Origin of the sequence: Vibrio sp. L85, from assembly GCF_963871815.1 — a bacterium.
GTDB classification, from domain to species: domain Bacteria; phylum Pseudomonadota; class Gammaproteobacteria; order Enterobacterales; family Vibrionaceae; genus Vibrio; species Vibrio harveyi.
This window is the reverse complement of record NZ_CAWMYL010000011.1, coordinates 106090-128111: the sequence shown is the minus strand read 5'-3', so window position 1 is coordinate 128111 and position 22022 is coordinate 106090. Positions and strand designations below refer to the sequence as shown.

Sequence of the window (22022 nt, the reverse complement as noted above, 5' to 3'; positions counted from 1 at the left end):
AGAGCAAAGGAAGACTTTGCTCTTTGACAAAATAAGAAGGGGATTAACCGCCCAACATGCCAAACACGACACTTGCGATGACCAGTACAATACCGCCACCAAGACGAGATGAGATTTGCGCGTAAGACAGCAAGCTCATGCGGTTTGAAGCAGCAAGAACTTCAAGGTCACCAGAGCCACCACGGTTTGCCATACATAGACCAGCAGTGATTGAAGACTCGATTGGGTAAAAGCCCATTAACCAACCACCGACAGAGGCACCAATGATTGCGCCAGCAACGATCAGTGTTGCGATGATTAAGTTCGTGAAGGTTAGTGCATTCATGATTTCGCCAAGGTCGGTATAAGCGATACCAACGCCCACCATGAGCACCCAAAGCAATTGTTTTGAGAAGAATGAAGACAAGCGTTTTGCGCCTTCTTTCACTTCTTCAGAGCAGATACCACAGGCGTTAACAATCGCAACGATGATGACCATGTAAGCGAAAGTGTGGATTTTTACGTCACCAAAACCTGGCAGTATTTCTTTAGAAAGGGCGGATGAGAAGGTGTAAATACATGCCGCCATCATCAAGCCAATCGCGATTTCACGGGGAGTGATTTTTGGAGCTTCGCTCTCTTCAACATCGAAATTAGACTTACGCAAGAGCTCGCCATTACCAGTCAAAGACGGTACTTTTTCACCGATGCTGTTTAGAACGGCTGCTGCGACAATCGCTACGATGTTAGCGATGGTTAAAATTGCAATTGCAACCGAGTAGTACTGTTCTTTAGAGCCACCCGTGACTGACTCATAGATTTCAGAAAGTGGAATCGCACCTGCACCGTTACCACCACCCATGATAGGCAGTACGTAAAGCATCATGACTTTGTCGATAGAAATGCCAAACATCATTCCGCCAAGAATGCCGAGAATTGAAGCACCTGCAACGGCTGCAAGAATGGTCGGAATGTAACCAACTAATGATTTAAGCAGTAGCTTACGGTTAACCGCCAAAATCGAGCCAGTGATCAGAACGGCAATGAACAAGTCGAGGAAATCGGTCTTCTTCATGACTGCAGTAACAGTGTCAATTTCGTTTTGGGTTAGTAAACCTGCATGAACAAACCAAGCTGCGACAAGGAAGATCATGACAGGCGCACCGCCAATGTATTTGTTAAAAATAGGCAGGCGTTTACCCAGTTCGCCAAATAGCGCACCAACAACAAACATAAAACCAAAACCGCCGACAATATTATCAGGGATGGTGTCTGTCATATGTGCAATTAACATGACCGCGAACATAAATGCATATAGCGGTAATGGTAAGCCAAAGATTCGGACTTGAGATAATAAGTCTAATCCCGGGCTTCTTGTTTCAGTTATTGAAAGGGTCTTTTCGTTCATCATTATTATTCCGTGTTGATTTAACATGGCGTAATTTAAATTTGAATGAAAAACCTAACTGTGAGTGTGATCATTTTACTTTGTGGAATATATACACACTTATGAATTTAAAGTTTTTAATTATTCAATCACTTAATTTACAGATAGTTAAGTAATTAAATTCATTAAATTCATAAATGACGTTTAGTAGAAGAAAATAGTCGATACGGATCATCATTTTTCAAATTCAAGTGACGCATGATGGCGGCAACACGAAAGAGGATGATGATCATGTTTGACACCTACGCATTTAGTCGAGTGAACCGAAATCAATACGAGAAGTTTGGTGCTATTACCGAGTTTCTAACTTGTTATGATTTGGATGTTGACGCTGATGTAGAGCGATTTGTGGTGGCGAAGTCTCAAGGTCAAATCATTGCTTGCGGCGGTCTTGCTGGCTCAACACTAAAATCTATTGCGATTGATCCTGCCTTACAAGGTACTGGATTTTCTCTGCGGTTAATGACTGAGTTGACCACGATGGCTTATGAAATGGGGCGCTTTGATCTATTCTTGTTTACCAAGCCTCAGAATATGCAAAGGTTTCGTGAATCTGGTTTTTTCCCCATTTCTTTTGCGGACGATAAATTAGTCTTGATGGAAAATAGTCAGACCAATTTAAGAAACTTTGTACGTTCATTAAGAAAGAAAAAGAAAGACGGTGATAAAATAGGCAGCATTGTGATGAATGCAAACCCGTTTACTTTAGGGCATCAATACTTAATTGAAACGGCGGCGTCACAATGTGATTGGCTACATTTATTTGTCGTCAGCGAAGAGGGTAAAGGTTTTTCTTATCACGATCGTTTGAACATGATTGAAAGTGGCACTAAGCATATTCCTAATCTTACGATTCATCATGGTTCAAAATATATAATATCTAAAGCAACGTTTCCTACTTACTTTATTAAAGAGAAGCGATTGATTGATTATTGTCATACCGCTATTGATCTAAATTTATATCGTCAGCATATTGCGCCAGCATTAGGCATTACACACCGATTTGTTGGGACGGAGCCAGACTGTGTTGTGACTCAGTATTACAACCAACAAATGAAACACAGATTAACCACCAAGGATCTCAACGGCGCACCAATCAGCGTTATTGAAATAGAGCGTAAGTGTGCGTCAGGCACCACGATTTCAGCGTCAACGGTGCGAAAACTCTTGCAGAAAGGGCAATTGGATCAACTGGTTCACTTTTTACCCTCAACCTCTATCGACTACCTACAAAGGCACACGGACGCTTTACCGTGTCTTACCCAAGAAACAGTGGCTGCTTAACAGCCCAATTAATTTTTAACCAAGGTGTTAAAGGTCTTTCAATGAAAATAATAAAACCCGCTTTTGCAGGGACACTGGAATCCAGTGACTTGCAAGTTCGTATATCACCCAATCCAGAAGGTGATATCGACATTTCTCTTGATAGCACAGTGAAAAAGCAGTTTGGCAAAGCCATCGAAGTGTTGATTCATGATGTGCTCAATTCGATGGGCGTGACTTCCGCAACGTTAGAAGTGGAAGACAAAGGCGCACTAGATTGTGTGATTAAGGCTCGCGTTCAGGCTGCAGTCATGCGCGCGGCAGACAGCAATGACATTCAATGGAGCAAATTATCATGAGTAAGTTACGCCGTAGCATGTTGTTTGTTCCAGGGGCAAACGCCGCCATGTTAAGTAATACCTTCATTTATCAGCCTGATGCAATCATGTTTGATTTGGAAGACTCTGTGGCGCTGAGAGAAAAAGACACCGCCCGCATGTTGGTGTTTAACGCGCTGCAACATCCTTTGTATCAAGAGATTGAAACAGTAGTCCGTGTGAACCCACTAGAGTCTGAGTTTGGTTTAAAAGATCTGCATGCCGTTGTACGTGCGGGCGTCAATGTAGTTCGTCTACCAAAAACAGACAGTGCAGAAGACGTGCAAGAAATGGAGCGCTGTATTGAAGACATCGAACGTGTATGTGGTAGAGAAGTTGGCAGCACCAAAATGATGGCGGCAATCGAAAGTGCGCAAGGTGTGAATAACGCCATCGAAATTGCTCAATCGTCTTCGCGTTTAATTGGCATTGCACTGGGTGCTGAAGATTATGTCAGGGACTTAAAAACGCAACGTAGCCCAGAAGGGACAGAGTTGCTGTTCGCCCGTTGTTCTATTCTGCAAGCTGCGCGTGCTGCGGGCATTATGGCGTTCGATACCGTTTATTCCGACGCTAATAACGAGCAAGGATTCCTCAATGAAGCGGAACACATCAAGTCGTTAGGTTTCGACGGAAAATCGCTGATTAACCCAAGGCAAATCGAGCTACTTCACAACGTATTTGCACCGACTCAAAAAGAGGTGGATTACGCGATTCAAGTTATCGAGGCAGCAGAAGAAGCGCAAGAGCAAGGGCTTGGTGTGGTTTCACTTAACGGAAAAATGGTCGATGGACCAATTATCGAGCGAGCTCGTTGGACGTTACAAAAAGCGCAATCTGAAATTAAAGAGTAGGGCACGAACATGAAACAAATGGAATCCATCAAACCAGCATTGCTGCCAGAGACGTTGTCACTGTTTTCAGAGGCAAATGCGTTAACGCCTCATCTCAAAGACTCAAACTCTAAAAAGTCGAGAAAACTAAAGTCAGATCTGCGTTCCGCCATTTTAGATTCTGGGCTTAAAGACGGTATGACGATCTCTTTCCATCACGCGTTTCGAGGTGGCGATAAGGTGGTTAACTTGGTGTTAGATACTATCGCTCAGATGGGATATAAGAATCTGACACTGGCTTCAAGCTCTTTAACGGGTATTCATTCGCCGGTTGTTGAGCACATCAAAAACGGCGTAGTGAGTAAGATTTACACATCAGGTATTCGCGGTGAGCTTGGTGAAGCCATTTCTCATGGTTTGCTCAAAGAACCTGTGCATATTCACTCCCATGGAGGACGTGTGCACTTGATTAAATCAGGCGAGCTAAACATCGATGTGGCGTTCATCGGTGTGCCTTGTTGCGATGAGTTTGGCAATGCAAATGGCATGAACGGCAAATCTCGCTGCGGCTCTTTGGGTTACGCCAAAATCGATGCTCAACACGCGCGTAAAGTGGTCATGCTTACTGAATCTATCGTCGGTTATCCAAATCACCCAGCATCAATCACACAAGATTTGGTGGATGCCGTAGTCGAAGTCGAAGAAGTTGGTGATGCGAGCAAAATTGGTGGCGGTGAAACGCGTCTTACCAGTAACCCACGTGAACTGCTTATTGCAAAACGTGCTGCCGATGTGATTATTAATTCTGGTTACTTTAAGCAAGACTTTAGCTTACAAACTGGGTCTGGTGGTGCGTCGCTTGCCGTCACACGTTTTCTAGAAAATAGCATGGAAAAACGAGGTATAACTGCTGAGTTTGGGCTGGGTGGCATTACCTCAACTATGGTCTCTATGCACGAGAAAGGGCTGATCCGAAATCTAATCGACGTGCAGTGTTTTGACTCTGGTGCTGCGGACTCACTTGCTCGAAACCCAAACCATATTGAAATCTCAGCGAATGAATACGCTAACCCATCTTCCAAAGGCGCAGTGGTTGATCGTCTAGACGTGGTCATTCTCAGCGCGCTTGAAATTGATGTGAACTTCAATGTCAACGTTATCACCGGTTCTGATGGTGTGATTCGTGGCGCGTCTGGTGGTCACTGCGACGCAGCGGCAGGCGCAAACCTTGCCGTGATTGTGGCTCCGCTCGTGCGTGGTCGTATTCCAACGGTCGTAGAGCAAGTGTTAAACGTGGTAACGCCGGGTCAATCGATAGATGTGTTGGTGACTGACCATGGTATTGCCGTAAATCCTCGACGCCCAGAAGTAAAAGAGCGTTTGTTGAACGCAGGACTGCCTGTGCTTGATATGGAAGCCTTGGTTGCGAGAGCGCAATCATTAACGGGCAAAGCGGAACCAATTGAATATGACGATCAAGTGGTGGGTTATGTACGTTATCGCGATGGCTCTGTGATTGATGTCATCAGAAAGGTTAAATCTGAATGAGCATTCGCTATGGGCTGAAAGTTGGTCTCGATGATGTCTTGAGCAACAAAGAAGCTCGTGTGAAACGACAAGGTGAGTGGTTAAAACGCCACTCCCTTCCTTTGCTGTCGTTTACCGTCAATATGCCAGGTCCGCAGAAAATGACGGAGTGCACGGAGCGAATCTTCGAACAGGGTGTGCAAGCGATTCAAGCCACTTGTCTCGAAAAAGGCTGGTCAATGGCAGGACGACAATTGCTGCGACAAGTCACAGGTCCAGAGGCAATTTTTGCGGTCCAAGCACCGAATGCCATGGCGCTCAAACGAGCCATGATTGAGATAGAGAATAACCATCGTCTCGGTCGGTTAATGGATTTAGATGTGATCGATGTCGATGGAAAGATCATCTCAAGAAAAGGGCAAGGGATGACTCGAAGAAAATGCCTTATTTGCGAACAAGATGCCGTGATTTGCGCGCGCTCGCGTAAACATGATCTTCAAACCTTGGTTTCTCACATAGAGTCGATGGTGTGTTATGACGAATGTTGCTCTTAAACTGTTGCTCGACCAAAATATCGAGCGTGTTCCAAGCGTTACGCATCGCTCTGCTGTAAAGGTGAATCTGTTCTCTTTGGTTTCTGAGTTAGCGTATCACGCGATGCTGGTGGAAGTGCACTTGTCCCCAAAACCGGGGCTTGTTGACCTTATTAGCAACGGTGCTCACTCAGATATGAATGTGCCGCTGTTTGAAGCCAGCGCGAGTGCGATTCGTCCTTTTCTCAATGGCTTTCTTAACGCTGGTCTTGCGCATGCAACGCACTCGGCAGAGACATTACTGGCTGTGTTGCGCCCGATTGGAATTCAAGCTGAACGCGCAATGTTTACCGCGACTGGTGGTGTGAATACCCACAAAGGGATGATCTTTGGACTTGGACTGGTGTGTGGTGCGATCGGCTGGTTAAAAGGCAAAGGCATTGCGGTCGATTCTTTGCACATTAGCCAAGTTATCAAGCGCAGCTGTGCGTTAATGGTATTTCAAGAGCTGAAAAATACCGACTCTAAAAAGGAAACTCATGGTGAGCGGCTGTATCGAGAATTTGGTTTAACTGGAGCAAGAGGTGAGGCGGCGTCTGGCTATCAAACGATCATGACTTACAGTTTGCCTGCATACCAACAAGCGCTGTATGAAGGCGCGTCCGCAGAACAAGCATTATGGCAAGTGTTGCTCACGCTAATGGTGCACAATCAAGATACCAACGTGGTATCTCGTGGTGGGATGCATGGTTTGCGTTATGTGCAGAACATAGCATCGAAGCTTATTGAGAGTGGTGGTTGGCATAATCCAAACCTTGAAGAGCAGCTACTGGATTTTGACCGCCAGCTTATTGAAAAAAACCTGAGTCCGGGCGGCAGTGCAGATTTGCTCGCGCTGACTTGGTTGCTGGCAGAAATTGATGATTTGACGAGACATATCATCGCGAATAACGACGAATAATTAGGAACAAGTAAACGTATGCACAATTTTGAAGATGCGATGATCTTAGGTATCGCGGGAAACTTCGCAGGTCACCTGCAACAAGCTGGTGAGGCTGATGACTTTGCTCTCTACGGAGATGTGAACGCTAATAAGCCTCAAGCATTGTTCCCCATTTATGTGCCTTTTATCGAACATCCGTATTTGTCGACATATCCAATAAGTGCCGATACGACCAAGTTGCCAAATGATATTTTGAACTTACAAATTGAACCAGAGCTCGCTCTGATCTGTGATGTTTCTTATGAAGGTGGTCAGGTCTTACAGCTCACGCCGACGCATTTTGGCGCATTTAATGATTGTTCGATTCGACGCCCTGATGCGAATAAAATCAGTGAGAAGAAAAATTGGGGTGCAGCGTCAAAAGGCTTGGCATCGCAACTTATTGAACTAGAACGACTCACTCCTGATAGCGATATCGGCAGATTTAGAATCGCGAGCTTTCATAAGCGAGGAGAGCAGGTATTCGCCTACGGGGAAGATTGCGCGGTAAACGAATACTCCTATTTCTATGCGGATCTGCTGGATTGGATACGTGATCAGATGAATCATCAAGTGGATCGTGGTCCGATGGAAAACATTCACGCATTACTCAAACAAGCAAATCTCCCAAGCCAGCTAGTGGTCGCAGTGGGTGCAACGCGCTACACCGAATATGGTGAGCAGAATTTCTTGGAAAGAGGCGATGAAAGTGTGGTTGTTGTGTATGACAGCCACCTATACCAACCAAAAGATGTGCTCGGCATGGTACAGAAGTCGCAGTATGAAGCGACAGGCTTTTCTTATGTGAGTCAAAGAGTGCTTTAAGTTTAAGCCAATAGAGAACAAAAAAAGCTCGCAAATTAGCGGGCTTTTTAATGTCTTATTCGCTGAATGAAATAAAAGGAGTGATATATATCTAATATTTATATTAGTGTTTGTCTTATTGATATTTAATGTATTTTGCTCAAGTTTTAAAAGTGGACAGTGAATCACAGATTCGTTAAGTGCATTTAATGTTTATTATAAGTTTGTTTAATAACGTGATTACTCTAATTATAAATATGTTTTGAAATTTTATAGCCTTATAAGTTGATGAAAAATAGGGTTATATTGCTTTGGTGATAATTCGGTTAGTTAATGTCAGGGTATTTAAAATTGTGATGTTAATTCCTATCAATAACCTCAAAACTTTCATTGATAAAATTTACGTATATTCTTTTTAACTGTTTCCAGATTAAAACTATAAACACGCAATAGGTGACAGTGGTTATAAAGTATCCGTTGTGGCTGACTTGCATAATAAAATGGTAGAGAGTGAAAAAGTGAAAGCAAATAAAAACATTCTTAAAGCAGCAGTAGGTATGGCAATGCTATCTGGCTTGCCAACAGCAGCCAATGCTCATGGCTGGTCAGAGTTTCCTAGTGCACGTCAAAACACGTGTTACGAGCAAGGCGGAATTTGGTCAGGTAACCCACCAAATGCAGCTTGTGCTCAAGCAAAAGAAATTTCTGGTACCTATCCGTTTGTTCAGCGCAACGAGTACGCGAAGAACATTACCGATTACAACAATATGGCAGCAGTGAAAGCGGCGATTCCAGATGGTACGTTGTGTTACGCAAATGACCCTCAGAAAAAGGGCATGGGCGCACCACACACCGCGTGGACTCGCACAGAGCTAAATACGGGTACATTCGAATTTGTATTTAATGCGACGGCACCACATAACCCGTCTTTTTGGGAGTTTTACCTAACCAAACCAAATGCAGACCTAAGCAAAGCGTTGGCGTGGAGCGATCTTGATTTGATTCAAACCGAAGGTAATGTCCCAGTTGAAGGTGGTAAATACCGTATGAATGTGACCATCCCTTCTGATCGTTCAGGCGACGCGATTCTTTTTGTGCGCTGGCAGCGTAGCGATGCGGCGGGTGAAGGCTTCTACAACTGTTCTGACATCACTATTGTGGGCGGCGAAACGCCTCCACCAGAGCCAACACCTCAACCAGATCTCGTGAAAGGTGAGCTATACATCCCAGTTAATTTTGTTGGCCCAGACCTTGGTGATACGGTTAAGTATGACATCATCAATAAATACGGAGATGTTGCACGTAGCTTCGATATTGAAGTGAATTCATCGAACATCAACGACTGGCAACGTCTATTGGCGTCAGAGATCAATGGTTGGCACGAAGAGTTCAAAGATGGAGCGGTGTTCATTGGTGATTGGCATGAAGAAATGTCTCATTACATGTACTTCCAAAACGATCCATCACGCAACTTCTTTAACTCGAAAGATGGTCGAGCGTCGGGTGTGATTTCAGTGATTGATGGTGATGACGGTAATGTTGAACCATTGGCAGGTGACATCTACGAGTTAGTGAAGAGCGACAAAGTAGTTAGCGCTGGGGACAAAGTGGTGATTTCTACCAGCGAAGCTGCGAACTTAACTCAAACTCAAGGCTCTTCTGTGAGTATTCAAAATAACGGCACTGCGTCGATTGTCGTTGATACTCGTGCGATTACGCAGAATGAGACCTTGTCGTTTGTTGCGAACGCAGTAAACAGCGAACGTGCAGAGACATTTACGTTTGAAGTGATTGTCGACGATGGTGGTGTAGACCCTGAGCCAACGCCAGATCCTGATCCAACACCAGACCCAAGCGATGACGCATGGGATTCAGCAAAAACTTACCTAGGTGGTGAAGTTGTCGTGTATGCTGACCAAAATTGGAAAGCACAATGGTGGATTAAAGGTGGTGATAACCCACAAGCGGCTTACCAAAAAGATAAGTGGGGCGTTTGGCGTCCAGCTAACTAATCATTGGTTGTAGCCAAATGGAATTGGCTAAGGCAAGCATGAAAGCCACTGTTTTGAGTTAAAGACAGTGGCTTTTTTACGTCGTTCATAAACTGACGGGGTAAGTGAGGTGATATCACCAAATGCAAATATGGGCAGAAAATCGTCCCTATCCCAAGTAACCTCGCCCTGAATTCTGGATCTTGAAGTCACTTGGGAATAAATAAAGACAATAGGCTGAAACGAACGGACAGAGTGATATTAGTGCTATGTAAGAGCTTGAAACTCAAAGAGCGCCTAAGCGCTCTTTTCTTTTGTACTGCCTTTTGGGTGATGACCGAACTTGTCATTCAAGTAGAGCAGTCCGCTGACGAAGAGTGCCACGACGGAAACCGTGAAGAGGGCATACATACTTAATACCCAAGCGAATGTGGCAGTCAGAAAGGCAATGAAGGAAAACATTCTGCTGAATGACATTACATGACCAAGTTTGTTACTTTTCATAACGCCTCCCAAAGCTTAGTGGGTAGAACCAGAGTGCTTTCACTCCGCATTCGTATTGTCTCTCTTCTAGGGGGAATTTACCCAAAAAACAGGCTAAATATTTCTCAAAAAAGATTAAATATTGACCTGGTAGACAGTTTTTTACTTGTGATTTTATATGAGTTTCATTGCTCATTGTCTATGCCAACATTTTTGATTCTGCTGAACGTCAAAATTGATTCCCATCTTTGGCTACAGTTAATGCATCCCCACTGACAAAGCAGGAAACTCTTATGTTCAAGACTCAACTTAAACGTGTCGTTGTTATCACTAGCCTACTGGTTTCATCATCTGTTCTGGCAAGCACGAATGCGTACAATACAGATATTCCTACCAGTATCATGACACCTGATAAGGTTGAAACCAGCATTGGTACTTTGAATTTCAAGGATGGCGTACCAAGCCAGCAGACGATGGATACGCTATACAACAACCTCGATACCATGCGAGCAACAGAAGTGTTTATGAACGCGATTCCTATGGCATCCCTGGAAGCGTTAAGAGTCGGGCATGAGAAAATGGGGTTAACCACATCCAATCAGGTGATGCTGTTTGATGATCTGATGGATTCGAATCCGCTGTTCTTAACCGGAAATACAGATACGGTATACGCGTCCGCATTTCTCGATCTCGAGCGTGATGGTCCAACGGTGGTCGAAATCCCACCGGGTATGGGACCAACGACCGTCAATGATGCATTCTTTCGTTTTGTGACGGACATGGGCGTTGTAGGACCAGATAAAGGTGAAGGTGGCAAATACCTTATTTTGCCTCCGAACTATGAAGGTCCAGTGCCAGAGGGTTATCACGTTTCTCAATCAACAAGTTACGTGAACTGGTTTATTGCTCGTGGCTTTTTGAAAGACGGTAAAACAGACGCGGCAGTGAATTCATACCATAGTGGTTTAAAGATTTATCCATTATCTAAGAAAGGCGAGCCGCCGAAGATGGAATTCATCTCTGGTAGTGGTAAATCGTTTAATACCATTCATGCAAATGATGAGCATTTTTACGATGAAATCAAAACGGTGATCGACAAAGAACCGATTGAGTTTATCGAACCAGAAATGCGTGGACTGATAGCGACCATCGGCATACAAAAAGGTAAGCCGTTTGCCCCAGATGCACGAATGCAGAGCATATTGGAAGACGGTGCAGCAATAGGTAATGCAACCGCACGAGCGTTGATGTTTAACCCTCGTACCCAGAACGCTTACATTTGGGATGATCGTAATTGGAAGACAGCGTTCATTGGTAATGATTACCAATGGCTGATTGAAGAAGGCAACGGTGGTCGCAATCTAGATGCGCGCACTTATTTCTTCTATATGGCGACGGTTAATACGCCGGCAATGGCGCTCAAAATGGTTGGTAAAGGTTCTAAGTACGCAATCGTTGATAAATCTGCTCAGGGAGAGTTCTTTGATGGCAGCAAAAACTACAAGCTGACCATTCCTGCGAATGTTCCGGCGAAGAACTTCTGGTCAGTTGTGGCTTACGATACACAAACGCGTTCGGAATTACAGTCCAGTCAACCTTTCCCGAGTAAGAACGACAAGCGTGACGACATGATGACAAATGCAGATGGCTCGATTGATTTGTATTTTGGTCCGAAAGCACCAAAAGGCAAAGAAGCAAACTGGATTGAGACTGTGCCGAACAAAGGCTGGTTCACTATCTTGCGTGTCTACGGTCCATTAGAACCTTGGTATGACGGCTCGTGGAAGCCTAGTGATATCACGGAAGTGAAGTAAGATAATTGAAGAGGCAACCGGTCAATTGATAGACCGGTTGCTTGTTTTTGGCTTGTTCTTATGGCTCTGTTGCGGCTTTGTTTGGTCTTGCTTGAGGGATTGTTTATTTGCGACGACAAGTGATAGTCGTTCTAATTTGTTTCTTGCAGTGCTTGTTTAATAAAGGCTTCTACCTGAGCAATGATCGGGTGCTGGTAGAATGCTCGGTGATATTGAACGCCCACATCAAACATCATTGGTTTAGCATTCAGCCTTAACGGCAATCGGAGAACGTCCTCTGGTAGGGCATCATCGTTAATGTGCATCCCGACAAATACATACGGGCTGACTTTTACGCAATCAAGCGCTGCCGCCATAGAAGAGACCGTTAGTTTCTGTTCCAAATTTACCCCAGTGAGTTTTCGCATTCGTTCATAGTACGCACTGACATCAAGAGAGCCCATAGACACGCGCACCGTCTCGAGGTTTTCAATGTCACTTAGCTCTAGCTCGTTATGTTGGCTAAGTCGGTGTTGATCATTCACGTACGCAAAGATGGGAACAGAAGCAACTTTGCGCTCAACCATTCTCTCATTGAGCTCATTTGGAAAACCGCCAATTCCAATGACGACGGCCCCTCGTTTTGGGTTTTCGATACTTTCTATCGACCAATCAATAAATGAAATCTTCGGCTTTTGATCTTCCGTTGTAAGGGCGGAGACTAAAGGGGTCGTCAACATGCCAGATAACGGATTAATGATGCTGAATATGTACTCATTGGCTTGCTGATTTGCATTGAAGCTTTGCGCCAGCTGGGGGATTTGCTCTAGGCGTTCTAATGGTTCGCTGATGAATTCACACAGCTGCTGGCAAAGCAGGGTTGGGGTATAAATGCCTTTTTCTGCATTGAAGAGTTCGTTATCAAATCTTTGACGACATTCAGCCAATTGTCGTGTGAATGTCGCTTTGCTAATGTCGAGGGTATGACACACTTTCGCCTGCGATTTTTGCTGGCTGAGTAGATAAAGAAAGCGATACAAATTCAAATCAATAGTATTTTTCACGAGCTCAGTACCTGAGGTTATTGAGCTTTAAGTATCGGTGTCTCTCATCCTCTGTTCCAATAAAATTTAAAACAATTTTTCCTTTTGTGACATGGGGTTAGCTTGTAAGAGTATGATGTGCTCAATCGGAAGGCGAAACTAAGATTGCGTAAAAGGTGAAAAACAGTGCTAGGTAAGCCCTTGAACTCATCCTATAATTAGGTTGCATATGGAGGATGTTTGATGGTCAAACATCCTCTATTTTTTGAAACCTACAACAAGGATCCGGCATAAATTGTTTTTGCTGGTGTTGTTTACATTTACCAAGAAGGTGATTTAACACTAATAATTGAGGTTCTTACGATGACTCTTAACAAGTACTTTGTTTTCATTCCGACTGATATGGATCAGGAAACACACAAGGAACAGAAAGTGATATCTGAAACGGAAACTCAACGTCAGGCTTTAGTAAAACAGGCGCAGCAAGAAGGCGGACTGTAAGGCTAGGTTTCAAAATAAGAAGAGCACCCGAAGCGGTGCTCTTTTTTTATCTCTGAACATCTATCACTTTAGCATCCCAAGGCTTTTAAGCTTGCGATAAATGGTATTGCGGCTTAATCCCAACATGCGTGAGGTTTTGCTGATATTACCTTGGTTCGCTTGATAAGTTTTTACCAGCTTATCTTCGACAGTCGAACGCATATCTTTGGTTTTCGGCACGCTAACGTCTTCAATCATACTGGTATGACTAAGCTTCTTAGCAAGATGATTTGGCACATGGCTAAGTTCTAGTTGCGGCTCTCCTTGCGCCATCAATGAAGAGACTTTGATTAAGCTATCGAGTTCTCGCAGATTGCCAGGCCACACGTAAGTCATCATCAATGAAAGAAGGTGGGGACAAATGGTCTGTTCCGAATCAGAATGGCGTCGATGAATGTTCTCAATCAGTGCTTGCTTATCATTGCGCTCTTCAAAGCGAGGTAGCTCGACGATAAGTCCGTTGAGGCGGTAGTAAAGATCCTGACGAAATACGCCTTGTTCAATCAACAACTCTAAGTCTTTGTGTGTTGCGGCGATGATTTGCGTATCAACTTGGATGGTTTGGTTTGAACCAACAGGAAGTACGGTTTTGTCTTGTAGTACGTGGAGTAGGCGGCTTTGCGCTTCTAGAGGCAAATCTGCAATCTCATCTAAGAACAAGATGCCGTTGTGCGCTTGGCGGATTTTACCTTGGTATCCTTTGCTGTTTGCACCAGTAAATGCACCTGAAACATAGCCAAACAGTTCAGATTCAACTAAGTCTTTAGGTAATGCCCCACAGTTAACTGATACCAAAGGACCACTCTTACGTTGGCTGTTTTTGTGTAACGCTTTGACGAATTCGTTTTTCCCTACACCGGTTTCTCCAAGAATAAGTAAGCTAATGTCTTTGTCGATAACGCGATTTGCTTGTTGCCAACAATGCTCGACCGTGGTGTCGCCATAATGAAGATCGTTGGATGCAGAAAGAGAGCGGGAAGACGTTTTACTCTCTGACAGAGGTTGAGTTTTAAACACCAGTGATTGACGGCTTAGCGAATTATCGAGTATCGAATCCAGAGATTGTCCAATCACATTCGGTTGATCAAGCAATTGCGAGGCGACTTGGTTATGCGCAAGGATTTGCCCTTCCTCATTGGCGATGATAATGCCTTGCCACCCACTGCTGAGTAACCCTTTTTCGCATGCTAAATCGACTCGAATATGTCCTTGAGGGATTTGATTGAGGAGTTGGTTTTCGACTTGCTGAACCATATTCTGGACCAGTACTTGCGTTGAGATATCGTGCTTTTTCTCTTCGCTGGTAATGTCCAACACGCCCATTAAGTTACCCAAATGATCAAAGATTGGACTTGCTGAGCAACTGATAAAGCGATGATGTTGAATAAAGTGCTGATCACCAATAACAGACACCGGTTTGGCTTCTACTAAAGCAGTGCCAATGGCGTTGGTGCCTTTCAGTTTTTCTTGCCAGCACGCGCCAGAACTGAGCGCAATTTCGGTCAGTTTTTCTCGGAATTTAGGTTGCCCCCAGCTACCGATGATCACGCCATCCGCATCGGTCAGTATTAACCGACTGTCGCTGTGCGCAAACAACTGATTAAACAAAGGCAGGGCAAACCGCTTCACGGCATCGATTAAGAAGTTAAGCTGGTGGCGTCTGTCCTGCAGAAACGCAGAAGTGACGCGAATATCGTCAGGTCGACGTCGCTGTTTTAAACCCGCTTGTTCACTTCTGTCCCATGAAGTAGAAAGCCAGTTGTTGTTGGTAATGTGTTGAAGTTCCATGACTGTACCATTTTGTCACAGTGAGGGTGTGCCATTTTGGAACACTTGAACACTGGTGTTCACACCATACATCCGCTCAAACGTCACTCACTTAGTTTGTTATCGCTTGATAATCATAGTTTTACATTTAATTAACAACAAGACGTGTGTTGTTGGCATGTGACTTGAGTAATGAAGTGACAACATCGCTGAGTTGAACACTCGGTTGTTTAAAACAAAAAACTGAACGAGAACAAAAGGAAGAGTTATGATCTATGCACAGCCAGGTAGTGAAAATGCCGTCGTGAGTTTTAAATCACATTACGACAACTACATCGGTGGCGAATGGGTGAAACCGAGGGGTGGGGAGTACTTCGATAATACGTCACCAATCAATGGTCAAGCGTATTGTAAGGTTGCTCGTTCTAGCGAGGCAGACATCAACCTTGCATTGGATGCAGCGCACAATGTAAGAGCAAAATGGGCCAAAACCAGCGTTACTGAGCGTGCCAACATTCTACTGAAAATAGCAGACCGCATTGAACAAAACCTTGAAGAACTTGCGGTAGCAGAGACATGGGAAAATGGTAAACCTGTGCGCGAAACACTGGCGGCGGATCTTCCTTTAGTGGTCGACCATTTCCGTTACTTCGCAGGCTGTATCCGTGCTCAAGAAGGCAGTGCGGCTGAGCTTGATGAACACACTGCAAGCTACCATTTCCCTGAACCAATTGGCGTTGTAGGACAGATCATTCCTTGGAATTTTCCAATGTTGATGGCGGCGTGGAAGCTTGCTCCTGCGTTGGCTGCTGGCTGTTGTGTGGTGCTCAAACCTGCCGAACAAACGCCAACTTCGATTCTCGTTCTGATGGAAAAGATTGGTGATCTCTTGCCAGCAGGAGTGGTGAACGTGGTCAACGGTTTTGGCTCAGAAGCAGGGCAAGCACTAGCAACCAGTAACCGAATTGCAAAGCTGGCATTCACGGGCTCAACCGAAGTAGGTAACCATATCTTAAAATGCGCAGCAGAGAATCTCATTCCATCAACCGTTGAGCTTGGTGGTAAGTCTCCAAATATCTACTTCCCAGATGTGTTTGATCATGAAGATGAATACCTAGATAAGTGTATTGAAGGCACGCTGCTTGCGTTCTTTAACCAAGGAGAGGTGTGTACCTGTCCATCACGTGTCTTGGTACATGAATCTGTGTACGACAAGTTTATTGCGAAGGTTGCGGAGCGCGCGAAGACCATTAAACAAGGTAACCCATTAGATACTGACACTCAGGTGGGGGCACAGGCATCGCAAGAACAATTCGATAAGATCCTGAGCTACCTAGAAATCGGACGCCAAGAAGGGGCCAAAGTCGTGTTTGGTGGTGATGTGGCGAAACAGGAAAACGACTTGGAGCAAGGCTACTACATTCAACCGACTTTGTTACAAGGTCACAATAAGATGCGCGTATTCCAAGAAGAGATCTTTGGTCCGGTCATTGCTGTGACTACTTTTAAAGACGAAGCAGAGGCGCTAGCGATTGCCAATGACACGGAATATGGTTTGGGTGCTGGTGTGTGGACGCGCGACCAAAACCTTGCTTACCGCATGGGGCGTAATATCGAAGCAGGGCGCATTTGGATTAACTGCTATCACGCGTATCCTGCACATGCTGCGTTCGGAGGCTACAAAAAATCAGGCATTGGTCGAGAAACCCATAAGATGATGCTCGATCACTACCAGAACACGAAGAACCTATTAATCAGCTACGACGTCAATCCGCTAGGCTTTTTCTAAAGCGAAGGTATCGCAGTAAAATGTAATATACCCAAGTAACCTCGAGATGCTAGGTTCTGCGAGAATGACTTGGTTTGTAGACGCGGCGGCGATTTAAAGATCTAGTTATTACACTGCGTCGTTTTCCTTACTCTCGAATCAATGACAACGCTCTGAATCCTGCATCTTGAAGTCACTTGGGCATACCTATATAAGAAGAGCCCCCTAAGTCATTCAACTTAGGGGGCTCTTAATTAAAGTGAACTTCACGTTTCTAACTTGGATTAGGCTTTTACTGCATCAAAATCATCTGATTGAGAAGACGGTTTGAAGAACAGTTTTGTCTCTTCCAACACCACGTGGCGCAGAGCAATTAAACCAATTAGGTTAGGGATTGCCATTAAACCGTTTACGATATCAGCCAGTAGCCAAATCATATCTAGGTGAAGGAAAGCACCTGAAGCCACCAAACCAACAAAAATCAGTTTGTACGGAAGTACTGCTTTTGTACCGAATAGGAATACAACACAGCGCTCACCGTAGTAGTTCCAGCCAAGAATGGTGGTAAATGCGAAGAACATAAGACCGATAGACACCAGCATTGGACCTAATGTCTCTGCGTTAAGACCAACCGCAAATGCGTGTGTTGTCATCGCTGCACCTGCAAGGTCACTTTGCCATGCACCCGTAAGGATCAAAGCAAGACCAGTCATCGTACAGATGATGATGGTATCGAAGAAGGTACCCGTCATAGAAATCAGACCTTGTTTAACACAAGAATCCGTTTTCGCAGCAGCCGCAGCCATAGGCGCACTACCCAAACCAGATTCGTTTGAGAATACGCCACGAGCGATACCAGATTGGATTGCCAGCATAATACTTGCACCCAAGAAACCACCAGTTGCCGCTGTCGAAGTAAATGCAGACACCAATACAAGCTCAACTGCATTTAGCAATTGGTCTGCATTCATGATGATCACACTCAAACACGCTAGCACATAAAACAGCGCCATTGCTGGCACGACTTTACCTGCAACGCTAGCGATCGACTTAATACCGCCCAAGGTTACGAATGCCACTAATAGCGTCAGGATGAAGGCAGACAGCTCGCGGTTTACACCAAGAGAAATCTCACTTGCATCAAGAATTGCATTCACTTGAGGGAAGGTACCGATACCAAAACAGGCTACGCCCAGTGCAAATACCGCGAACATGATAGCTAGCGCTTTCGAGCCAACACCATATTGCAGGTAGTACATAGGACCACCAATCATTTGGCCTTTGTCGTCAACACGACGGTATTTCACAGCAAGAAGACACTCAGCGTATTTGGTTGCCATTCCAAATAGGGCAGCTAGCCACATCCAGAATAGGGCACCAGGACCACCAAGTTTGATTGCTGTTGCAACACCAACAATGTTACCTGTACCAATAGTTGCAGACAGCGCAGTACATAGCGCTGCAAAGCTAGAAACGTCACCCTGTTTATCAGATGACTTATCTTTACTGAATACCATCGCTAACGCAGTTGGTAGGTGTTTAAATTGGATCAAGCCTAGGCTAAAAGTGAAGTAAACACCGGTTCCCACAAGCAAAAGCAGCAGTGGTGGACCCCAGACAAAGTTATCAATGGTTTGAAGTAAAGATTGTAGGTCGTTCATGATTTCCCCTTAATAAAACAACTAATAAGGAGAAGAGGGAAAGGACGAGATCAAGGATCTCTAATAGCTATGCTATTCAAAACAAAATAAGGCGGGAACGCCAAATAGTTAGGTTGTTACTTTCCACTCCTCTGTCCTTTTGCCTGAGAGTTTCACCCCGCACACATGTGCGGGACTTGCTCCTTCGGCGACCGATTTAACGGTTCTCTCCAGAGGTTCCTCCAACTACAGTCCCCGCTACCAAGGTAGCACCTGAAATAGTTAATTCTTCGGCGAGTTACCCTAACTAAATGTTAAAATTTAGTTAATAACCACTCTCCTGCAGTCTTCATCGGAACATTTACTCAATTAAATGAGTAAAGGTTAGTTAATGATGCTGGTCACCATTAACGTGTGAACTCTATCATGTTTTGTTACCATTTCAACACCAAATGACGATTTATTTTCAACACATTATGCGGACTTTGTGGTCTTAATTTCATAGGTTTGTCGATTAATTAAACAAATGAGTCAATCTTTTGTTCATTGTTTACTTGTATGGGTGGTCGAAATCTAATTCGATTGAACGATGGGCGAGTAGAGCTGTGTCGATAAGTTATTCAGTTTAGAATAGAAAATTGATCAAAACGGGAGCAATCGCTTCAAAATCTACGCTAAGTTGACCGTAAGCGACGTAGAAATAGGTTACAATGTTTCTTTGCGAAACTGTCTATGGAATCAGATAAGTTCACATTATTGGACAAGGAGGCGGTATGACTAGATTGTTAGCCATTGCGGTATTGATTGGATTAGCGTTTGTGCTATTTCGTTATCGTACCAATGAAAAAGTCCAAAAAGCGACGGTCATTACGCTGATCAGCGCATTTTTAATTTATACCGCGTCAATCATGATTGCGGAACTCACTCGCTAGCAAACCGGTAGAGTCCTTGGAGTAAGATACGGTGACTTCTCAGAATAATATTGAAGATCAAGACGAAGTAGTTGTCATTGAGGAGCGCGATAAGCGTACCCACATTTATATTGCCATTGCGGCAGTACTGGGTTTGGCATTTGGTGGTTTGGCTGGGTCGGCAATGACAGCAAGTAAGTGGGAGTCCACTTACCAAGTGTTGGAAGAAAAGTACCAAGCACTAGCACAAGACAAGACGGATTTGGTTTCTCAAGTGAAAACACGCGAAGCGAGCTTGGATAAAGAAATCGATGCAAAAGTCGCGACGTTATTGGCAGAAAAAGAAGAAGCTCATAAAGCGGAACTAAAAGCGCTTCAAGCGCAGTTAACTGAAGTAGAAAAAGTGAATATTTCACTTGAGTCACAAGTGAAAGAACAGAAAGCGACGCTAAGTACCACTAAGAGTGAAAACGATAAGCTTAATCGCCAAGCCGATATGCAAGCGACCATCTTTGAGCGTTCACGTGAAGTGTTCCGTAAGGAGCTGCAAATCTCGCAAGAGTTGGAGTCTCTAGAGAAGGAGCGTGAATCGCTATTGCCTAAGATCGAAACGTTGAAAAAAGAGTGTGACGTTTTCCTAGAGGGCAAGTCTTGGGACGTGAAATCAGACGCGTGTGACCGACACGATGAAGCAAATTCTCGTTTAAGCCAAGTTGACCAACTTATTGAAGTTCACAAGATGGACCTAAAACAGATCAAAGACATTACGGCAGAGATGGGACTGTAGAGCAAGCGCTTTTCACTCCCCAGCTTGGTGATTCAGAAATACAAAAGGAGCTCTCAATGAGCTCCTTTTTTGTGTCTATCCGTCAGAACGGATTAACTCTAATTCGATGTCGATTAGATGCGAGAAGCGTCATAACCTGAAGCTAATAGCAATTCACGTTCATGTTTAATCAATTGTGCTCGGTCTTCAATCAGTTCATTCAACGCTTGAGACGGTTTACCAGCCAGTGATTTAAAGGCATCGAAAGACTCTGCGCTGTCGATTTGGTCAATCATACCACTGATAACATTACGTGCTTCGCAAGGGTTATCGTCAGTGGTGAAGTATTCAACTTGCTTTGCTGCAGACTTCATTTCGGTGAGCAGTTCTAGTGGACTACTTTCTTTTGCTACTGCCATGTAATTATCAAGTACACGTTTCGCATACAACAATTCTTTTAGTGGGATATCTCGGCCACTTACAATCAGCGATTCATTAAGGATCATACTTGAGCTCATGGGCATTCCTTTTTATCAATAATTCAAACTTCTTGGGCATTGATTTGAGTCTAATTTATTGCTGACTGAATGGGAATGCCTAAAATGCACATTTTTAACCGATCTTTCTGATTATTTACGTCTTTTTAGTGAGTAAATACGCAAACGGCGTATCTGGTAGAATCTTCAGATGATAAGGATGTCAAGTACTCGGAGTATCGACCGTTCGAACTCTGCATCAAATACGGGCTTTATTCGTCCTCAATATCAATTGATGAAGAAGCGGCCCGGTGTCACCCCAAAGCTTTGTTTGAATAGATGATTAAAAGCACTTACGCTCGTAAAGCCGCACTCAAATGCAACGGTAGTGACAGGGTGAGATTGCGCCAACAAAGTCAGAGAGTGGAATAATCTTGCTTGTTGACGATACTCGATGAAAGACATGCCAACTTCATTACGAAACAAGCGGCTCAAAGTACGGCTGCTGACGTTAATTTCTTCTGCCCATTGCTTTAGTGAACGATTGTCCGCAGGGGTCTCCAACAGTGAGTTACAAACTTGTTCGAGTTTGGCGTTGTTGGGAAGAGGGATTTGAATGGACGCTTGTGGCGCGACTTTCAACTGATCCAACAAAACCTGAACAATACGCCAATACGGTTCCGTGGTTGCTTGATCGGCAGGTTGCTCAGAAAGATGAATGATCATCTCACGCAGCATTGGTGACACATTGAGAACATCACTCTGATTTGGCAGCTCAATATCGATGCTTGGCAACAAGTAAACGTTTTTCATCGCCGCATCCCCATACATGTACACCTTGTGTTTCTCATACGCTGGGATCCACACAGCCCTTTGAGGCGGAACGACCCATAACTTCAATTCTGTCTCGACCGCCATCACTCCACTGCTGGCGTACACCAATTGGTTATGTTGGTGGCAATGCCAGTCAATGACGTGCCCGTTGGGGTAGTGCTTGGGAATGACCACCGCCTCTAAGCGATTAATACTGGCGTCCAAACTGATGGCTTTGACGTTTTGGCTCATTTGAGCAGTAACCTGTCTCGATGGAATCTATACG

General features: G+C 44.4%; 20 protein-coding genes and 1 riboswitch. Of the genes, 13 read left to right on the top strand and 7 right to left on the bottom strand.

Annotated elements, in window-relative coordinates; all coding sequences use genetic code 11:
• Window positions 1-43: 43 nt before the first annotated feature.
• The gene (gene citS / locus AACR11_RS01790; protein ID WP_079325515.1) at window positions 44-1387 is read right to left on the bottom strand and encodes a citrate/sodium symporter CitS; all 1344 of its coding nucleotides are present in this window, start codon (window positions 1385-1387) and stop codon (window positions 44-46) included.
• Window positions 1388-1657: 270 nt separating this feature from the next.
• Here citS and citC point away from each other — a divergent pair, with 270 nt between their 5' ends.
• The 8 genes from citC (at window position 1658) to AACR11_RS01750 (ending at window position 9757) form a co-directional block, all read left to right on the top strand.
• Complete coding sequence (gene citC / locus AACR11_RS01785; protein ID WP_033001190.1) at window positions 1658-2710, top strand: [citrate (pro-3S)-lyase] ligase; 1053 nt, start codon at window positions 1658-1660, stop codon at window positions 2708-2710.
• A gap of 41 nt (window positions 2711-2751) precedes the next feature.
• Complete coding sequence (citD, locus tag AACR11_RS01780; protein ID WP_029788097.1) at window positions 2752-3048, top strand: citrate lyase acyl carrier protein; 297 nt, start codon at window positions 2752-2754, stop codon at window positions 3046-3048.
• The gene (gene citE, locus AACR11_RS01775) at window positions 3045-3920 is read left to right on the top strand and encodes a citrate (pro-3S)-lyase subunit beta (protein WP_029788098.1); all 876 of its coding nucleotides are present in this window, start codon (window positions 3045-3047) and stop codon (window positions 3918-3920) included. Before citD ends, citE begins: the two co-directional genes overlap by 4 nt.
• Before the next feature lie 18 nt (window positions 3921-3938).
• Window positions 3939-5447 carry a citrate lyase subunit alpha gene (gene citF, locus AACR11_RS01770; RefSeq protein WP_370445481.1) on the top strand — a complete coding sequence of 503 codons (1509 nt, stop codon included), beginning with the start codon at window positions 3939-3941 and terminating at the stop codon, window positions 5445-5447.
• Window positions 5444-5980, top strand: a complete 537-nt coding sequence (citX, locus tag AACR11_RS01765) for a citrate lyase holo-[acyl-carrier protein] synthase (RefSeq protein ID WP_009702086.1) — start codon at window positions 5444-5446, stop codon at window positions 5978-5980. The genes citF and citX overlap by 4 nt, the downstream gene beginning before the upstream one ends.
• Window positions 5961-6920 (top strand): triphosphoribosyl-dephospho-CoA synthase CitG, encoded by a 960-nt coding sequence (citG, locus tag AACR11_RS01760; protein ID WP_029788100.1) that lies wholly within the window; start codon window positions 5961-5963, stop codon window positions 6918-6920. The genes citX and citG overlap by 20 nt, the downstream gene beginning before the upstream one ends.
• 18 nt (window positions 6921-6938) lie before the next feature.
• Window positions 6939-7766: a DUF5718 family protein gene (locus AACR11_RS01755; protein ID WP_009697449.1), complete on the top strand. Its 828-nt coding sequence runs from the start codon at window positions 6939-6941 to the stop codon at window positions 7764-7766.
• Window positions 7767-8245: 479 nt separating this feature from the next.
• Window positions 8246-9757 carry a lytic polysaccharide monooxygenase gene (locus AACR11_RS01750; protein ID WP_029788101.1) on the top strand — a complete coding sequence of 504 codons (1512 nt, stop codon included), beginning with the start codon at window positions 8246-8248 and terminating at the stop codon, window positions 9755-9757.
• A gap of 276 nt (window positions 9758-10033) precedes the next feature.
• On the opposite strand, the gene AACR11_RS01745 is transcribed toward AACR11_RS01750, so the two are convergent.
• Window positions 10034-10240, bottom strand: coding sequence for a hypothetical protein (locus AACR11_RS01745; RefSeq protein WP_005446094.1), 207 nt, complete (start codon window positions 10238-10240; stop codon window positions 10034-10036).
• 272 nt (window positions 10241-10512) lie between these two features.
• Between AACR11_RS01745 and AACR11_RS01740 the strand changes: the two genes are divergently transcribed.
• Window positions 10513-12033, top strand: a complete 1521-nt coding sequence (locus AACR11_RS01740) for a DUF1254 domain-containing protein (RefSeq protein ID WP_029788102.1) — start codon at window positions 10513-10515, stop codon at window positions 12031-12033.
• A 131-nt stretch (window positions 12034-12164) separates the two neighbouring features.
• On the opposite strand, the gene AACR11_RS01735 is transcribed toward AACR11_RS01740, so the two are convergent.
• Window positions 12165-13076, bottom strand: coding sequence for a LysR family transcriptional regulator (locus AACR11_RS01735; RefSeq protein ID WP_029788103.1), 912 nt, complete (start codon window positions 13074-13076; stop codon window positions 12165-12167).
• A gap of 342 nt (window positions 13077-13418) precedes the next feature.
• On the opposite strand from AACR11_RS01735, the gene AACR11_RS01730 reads away from it, so the two are divergent.
• Complete coding sequence (locus AACR11_RS01730) at window positions 13419-13556, top strand: hypothetical protein (protein ID WP_005446090.1); 138 nt, start codon at window positions 13419-13421, stop codon at window positions 13554-13556.
• A 63-nt stretch (window positions 13557-13619) separates the two neighbouring features.
• Here AACR11_RS01730 and AACR11_RS01725 read toward each other — a convergent pair whose 3' ends face one another.
• Window positions 13620-15383 carry a sigma-54-dependent Fis family transcriptional regulator gene (locus AACR11_RS01725; protein WP_029788104.1) on the bottom strand — a complete coding sequence of 588 codons (1764 nt, stop codon included), beginning with the start codon at window positions 15381-15383 and terminating at the stop codon, window positions 13620-13622.
• Window positions 15384-15630: 247 nt separating this feature from the next.
• Between AACR11_RS01725 and exaC the strand changes: the two genes are divergently transcribed.
• Window positions 15631-17151 carry an acetaldehyde dehydrogenase ExaC gene (exaC, locus tag AACR11_RS01720; protein ID WP_009697454.1) on the top strand — a complete coding sequence of 507 codons (1521 nt, stop codon included), beginning with the start codon at window positions 15631-15633 and terminating at the stop codon, window positions 17149-17151.
• A 263-nt stretch (window positions 17152-17414) separates the two neighbouring features.
• Here the strand turns inward: exaC and AACR11_RS01715 are convergent, their stop codons facing one another.
• Window positions 17415-18791: an alanine/glycine:cation symporter family protein gene (locus tag AACR11_RS01715; RefSeq protein ID WP_005446084.1), complete on the bottom strand. Its 1377-nt coding sequence runs from the start codon at window positions 18789-18791 to the stop codon at window positions 17415-17417.
• A gap of 121 nt (window positions 18792-18912) precedes the next feature.
• A riboswitch (glycine riboswitch) is annotated at window positions 18913-19014 on the bottom strand.
• 529 nt (window positions 19015-19543) lie between these two features.
• Here AACR11_RS01715 and AACR11_RS01710 point away from each other — a divergent pair.
• Window positions 19544-19702 carry a hypothetical protein gene (locus tag AACR11_RS01710; RefSeq protein WP_005446082.1) on the top strand — a complete coding sequence of 53 codons (159 nt, stop codon included), beginning with the start codon at window positions 19544-19546 and terminating at the stop codon, window positions 19700-19702.
• A gap of 31 nt (window positions 19703-19733) precedes the next feature.
• Window positions 19734-20468: a hypothetical protein gene (locus tag AACR11_RS01705; protein ID WP_009702107.1), complete on the top strand. Its 735-nt coding sequence runs from the start codon at window positions 19734-19736 to the stop codon at window positions 20466-20468.
• 113 nt (window positions 20469-20581) lie between these two features.
• On the opposite strand, the gene AACR11_RS01700 is transcribed toward AACR11_RS01705, so the two are convergent.
• A complete protein-coding gene (locus tag AACR11_RS01700) occupies window positions 20582-20965 on the bottom strand; it encodes a hypothetical protein (RefSeq protein WP_005446079.1) in 384 nt (127 codons plus the stop codon).
• Between the two features lie 246 nt (window positions 20966-21211).
• Window positions 21212-21988, bottom strand: a complete 777-nt coding sequence (locus AACR11_RS01695) for an AraC family transcriptional regulator (protein ID WP_047516852.1) — start codon at window positions 21986-21988, stop codon at window positions 21212-21214.
• Window positions 21989-22022 lie beyond the last annotated feature (34 nt).

Coding starts and splice junctions, on each gene's coding strand:
- citS (WP_079325515.1), bottom strand. CDS start 1,387: ATGAACGAAAAGACCCTTTCAATAACTGAAACAAGAAGCCCGGGATTA.
- citC (WP_033001190.1), top strand. CDS start 1,658: ATGTTTGACACCTACGCATTTAGTCGAGTGAACCGAAATCAATACGAG.
- citD (WP_029788097.1), top strand. CDS start 2,752: ATGAAAATAATAAAACCCGCTTTTGCAGGGACACTGGAATCCAGTGAC.
- citE (WP_029788098.1), top strand. CDS start 3,045: ATGAGTAAGTTACGCCGTAGCATGTTGTTTGTTCCAGGGGCAAACGCC.
- citF (WP_370445481.1), top strand. CDS start 3,939: ATGGAATCCATCAAACCAGCATTGCTGCCAGAGACGTTGTCACTGTTT.
- citX (WP_009702086.1), top strand. CDS start 5,444: ATGAGCATTCGCTATGGGCTGAAAGTTGGTCTCGATGATGTCTTGAGC.
- citG (WP_029788100.1), top strand. CDS start 5,961: ATGACGAATGTTGCTCTTAAACTGTTGCTCGACCAAAATATCGAGCGT.
- AACR11_RS01755 (WP_009697449.1), top strand. CDS start 6,939: ATGCACAATTTTGAAGATGCGATGATCTTAGGTATCGCGGGAAACTTC.
- AACR11_RS01750 (WP_029788101.1), top strand. CDS start 8,246: ATGGTAGAGAGTGAAAAAGTGAAAGCAAATAAAAACATTCTTAAAGCA.
- AACR11_RS01745 (WP_005446094.1), bottom strand. CDS start 10,240: ATGAAAAGTAACAAACTTGGTCATGTAATGTCATTCAGCAGAATGTTT.
- AACR11_RS01740 (WP_029788102.1), top strand. CDS start 10,513: ATGTTCAAGACTCAACTTAAACGTGTCGTTGTTATCACTAGCCTACTG.
- AACR11_RS01730 (WP_005446090.1), top strand. CDS start 13,419: ATGACTCTTAACAAGTACTTTGTTTTCATTCCGACTGATATGGATCAG.
- AACR11_RS01725 (WP_029788104.1), bottom strand. CDS start 15,383: ATGGAACTTCAACACATTACCAACAACAACTGGCTTTCTACTTCATGG.
- exaC (WP_009697454.1), top strand. CDS start 15,631: ATGATCTATGCACAGCCAGGTAGTGAAAATGCCGTCGTGAGTTTTAAA.
- AACR11_RS01715 (WP_005446084.1), bottom strand. CDS start 18,791: ATGAACGACCTACAATCTTTACTTCAAACCATTGATAACTTTGTCTGG.
- AACR11_RS01710 (WP_005446082.1), top strand. CDS start 19,544: ATGACTAGATTGTTAGCCATTGCGGTATTGATTGGATTAGCGTTTGTG.
- AACR11_RS01700 (WP_005446079.1), bottom strand. CDS start 20,965: ATGAGCTCAAGTATGATCCTTAATGAATCGCTGATTGTAAGTGGCCGA.
- AACR11_RS01695 (WP_047516852.1), bottom strand. CDS start 21,988: ATGAGCCAAAACGTCAAAGCCATCAGTTTGGACGCCAGTATTAATCGC.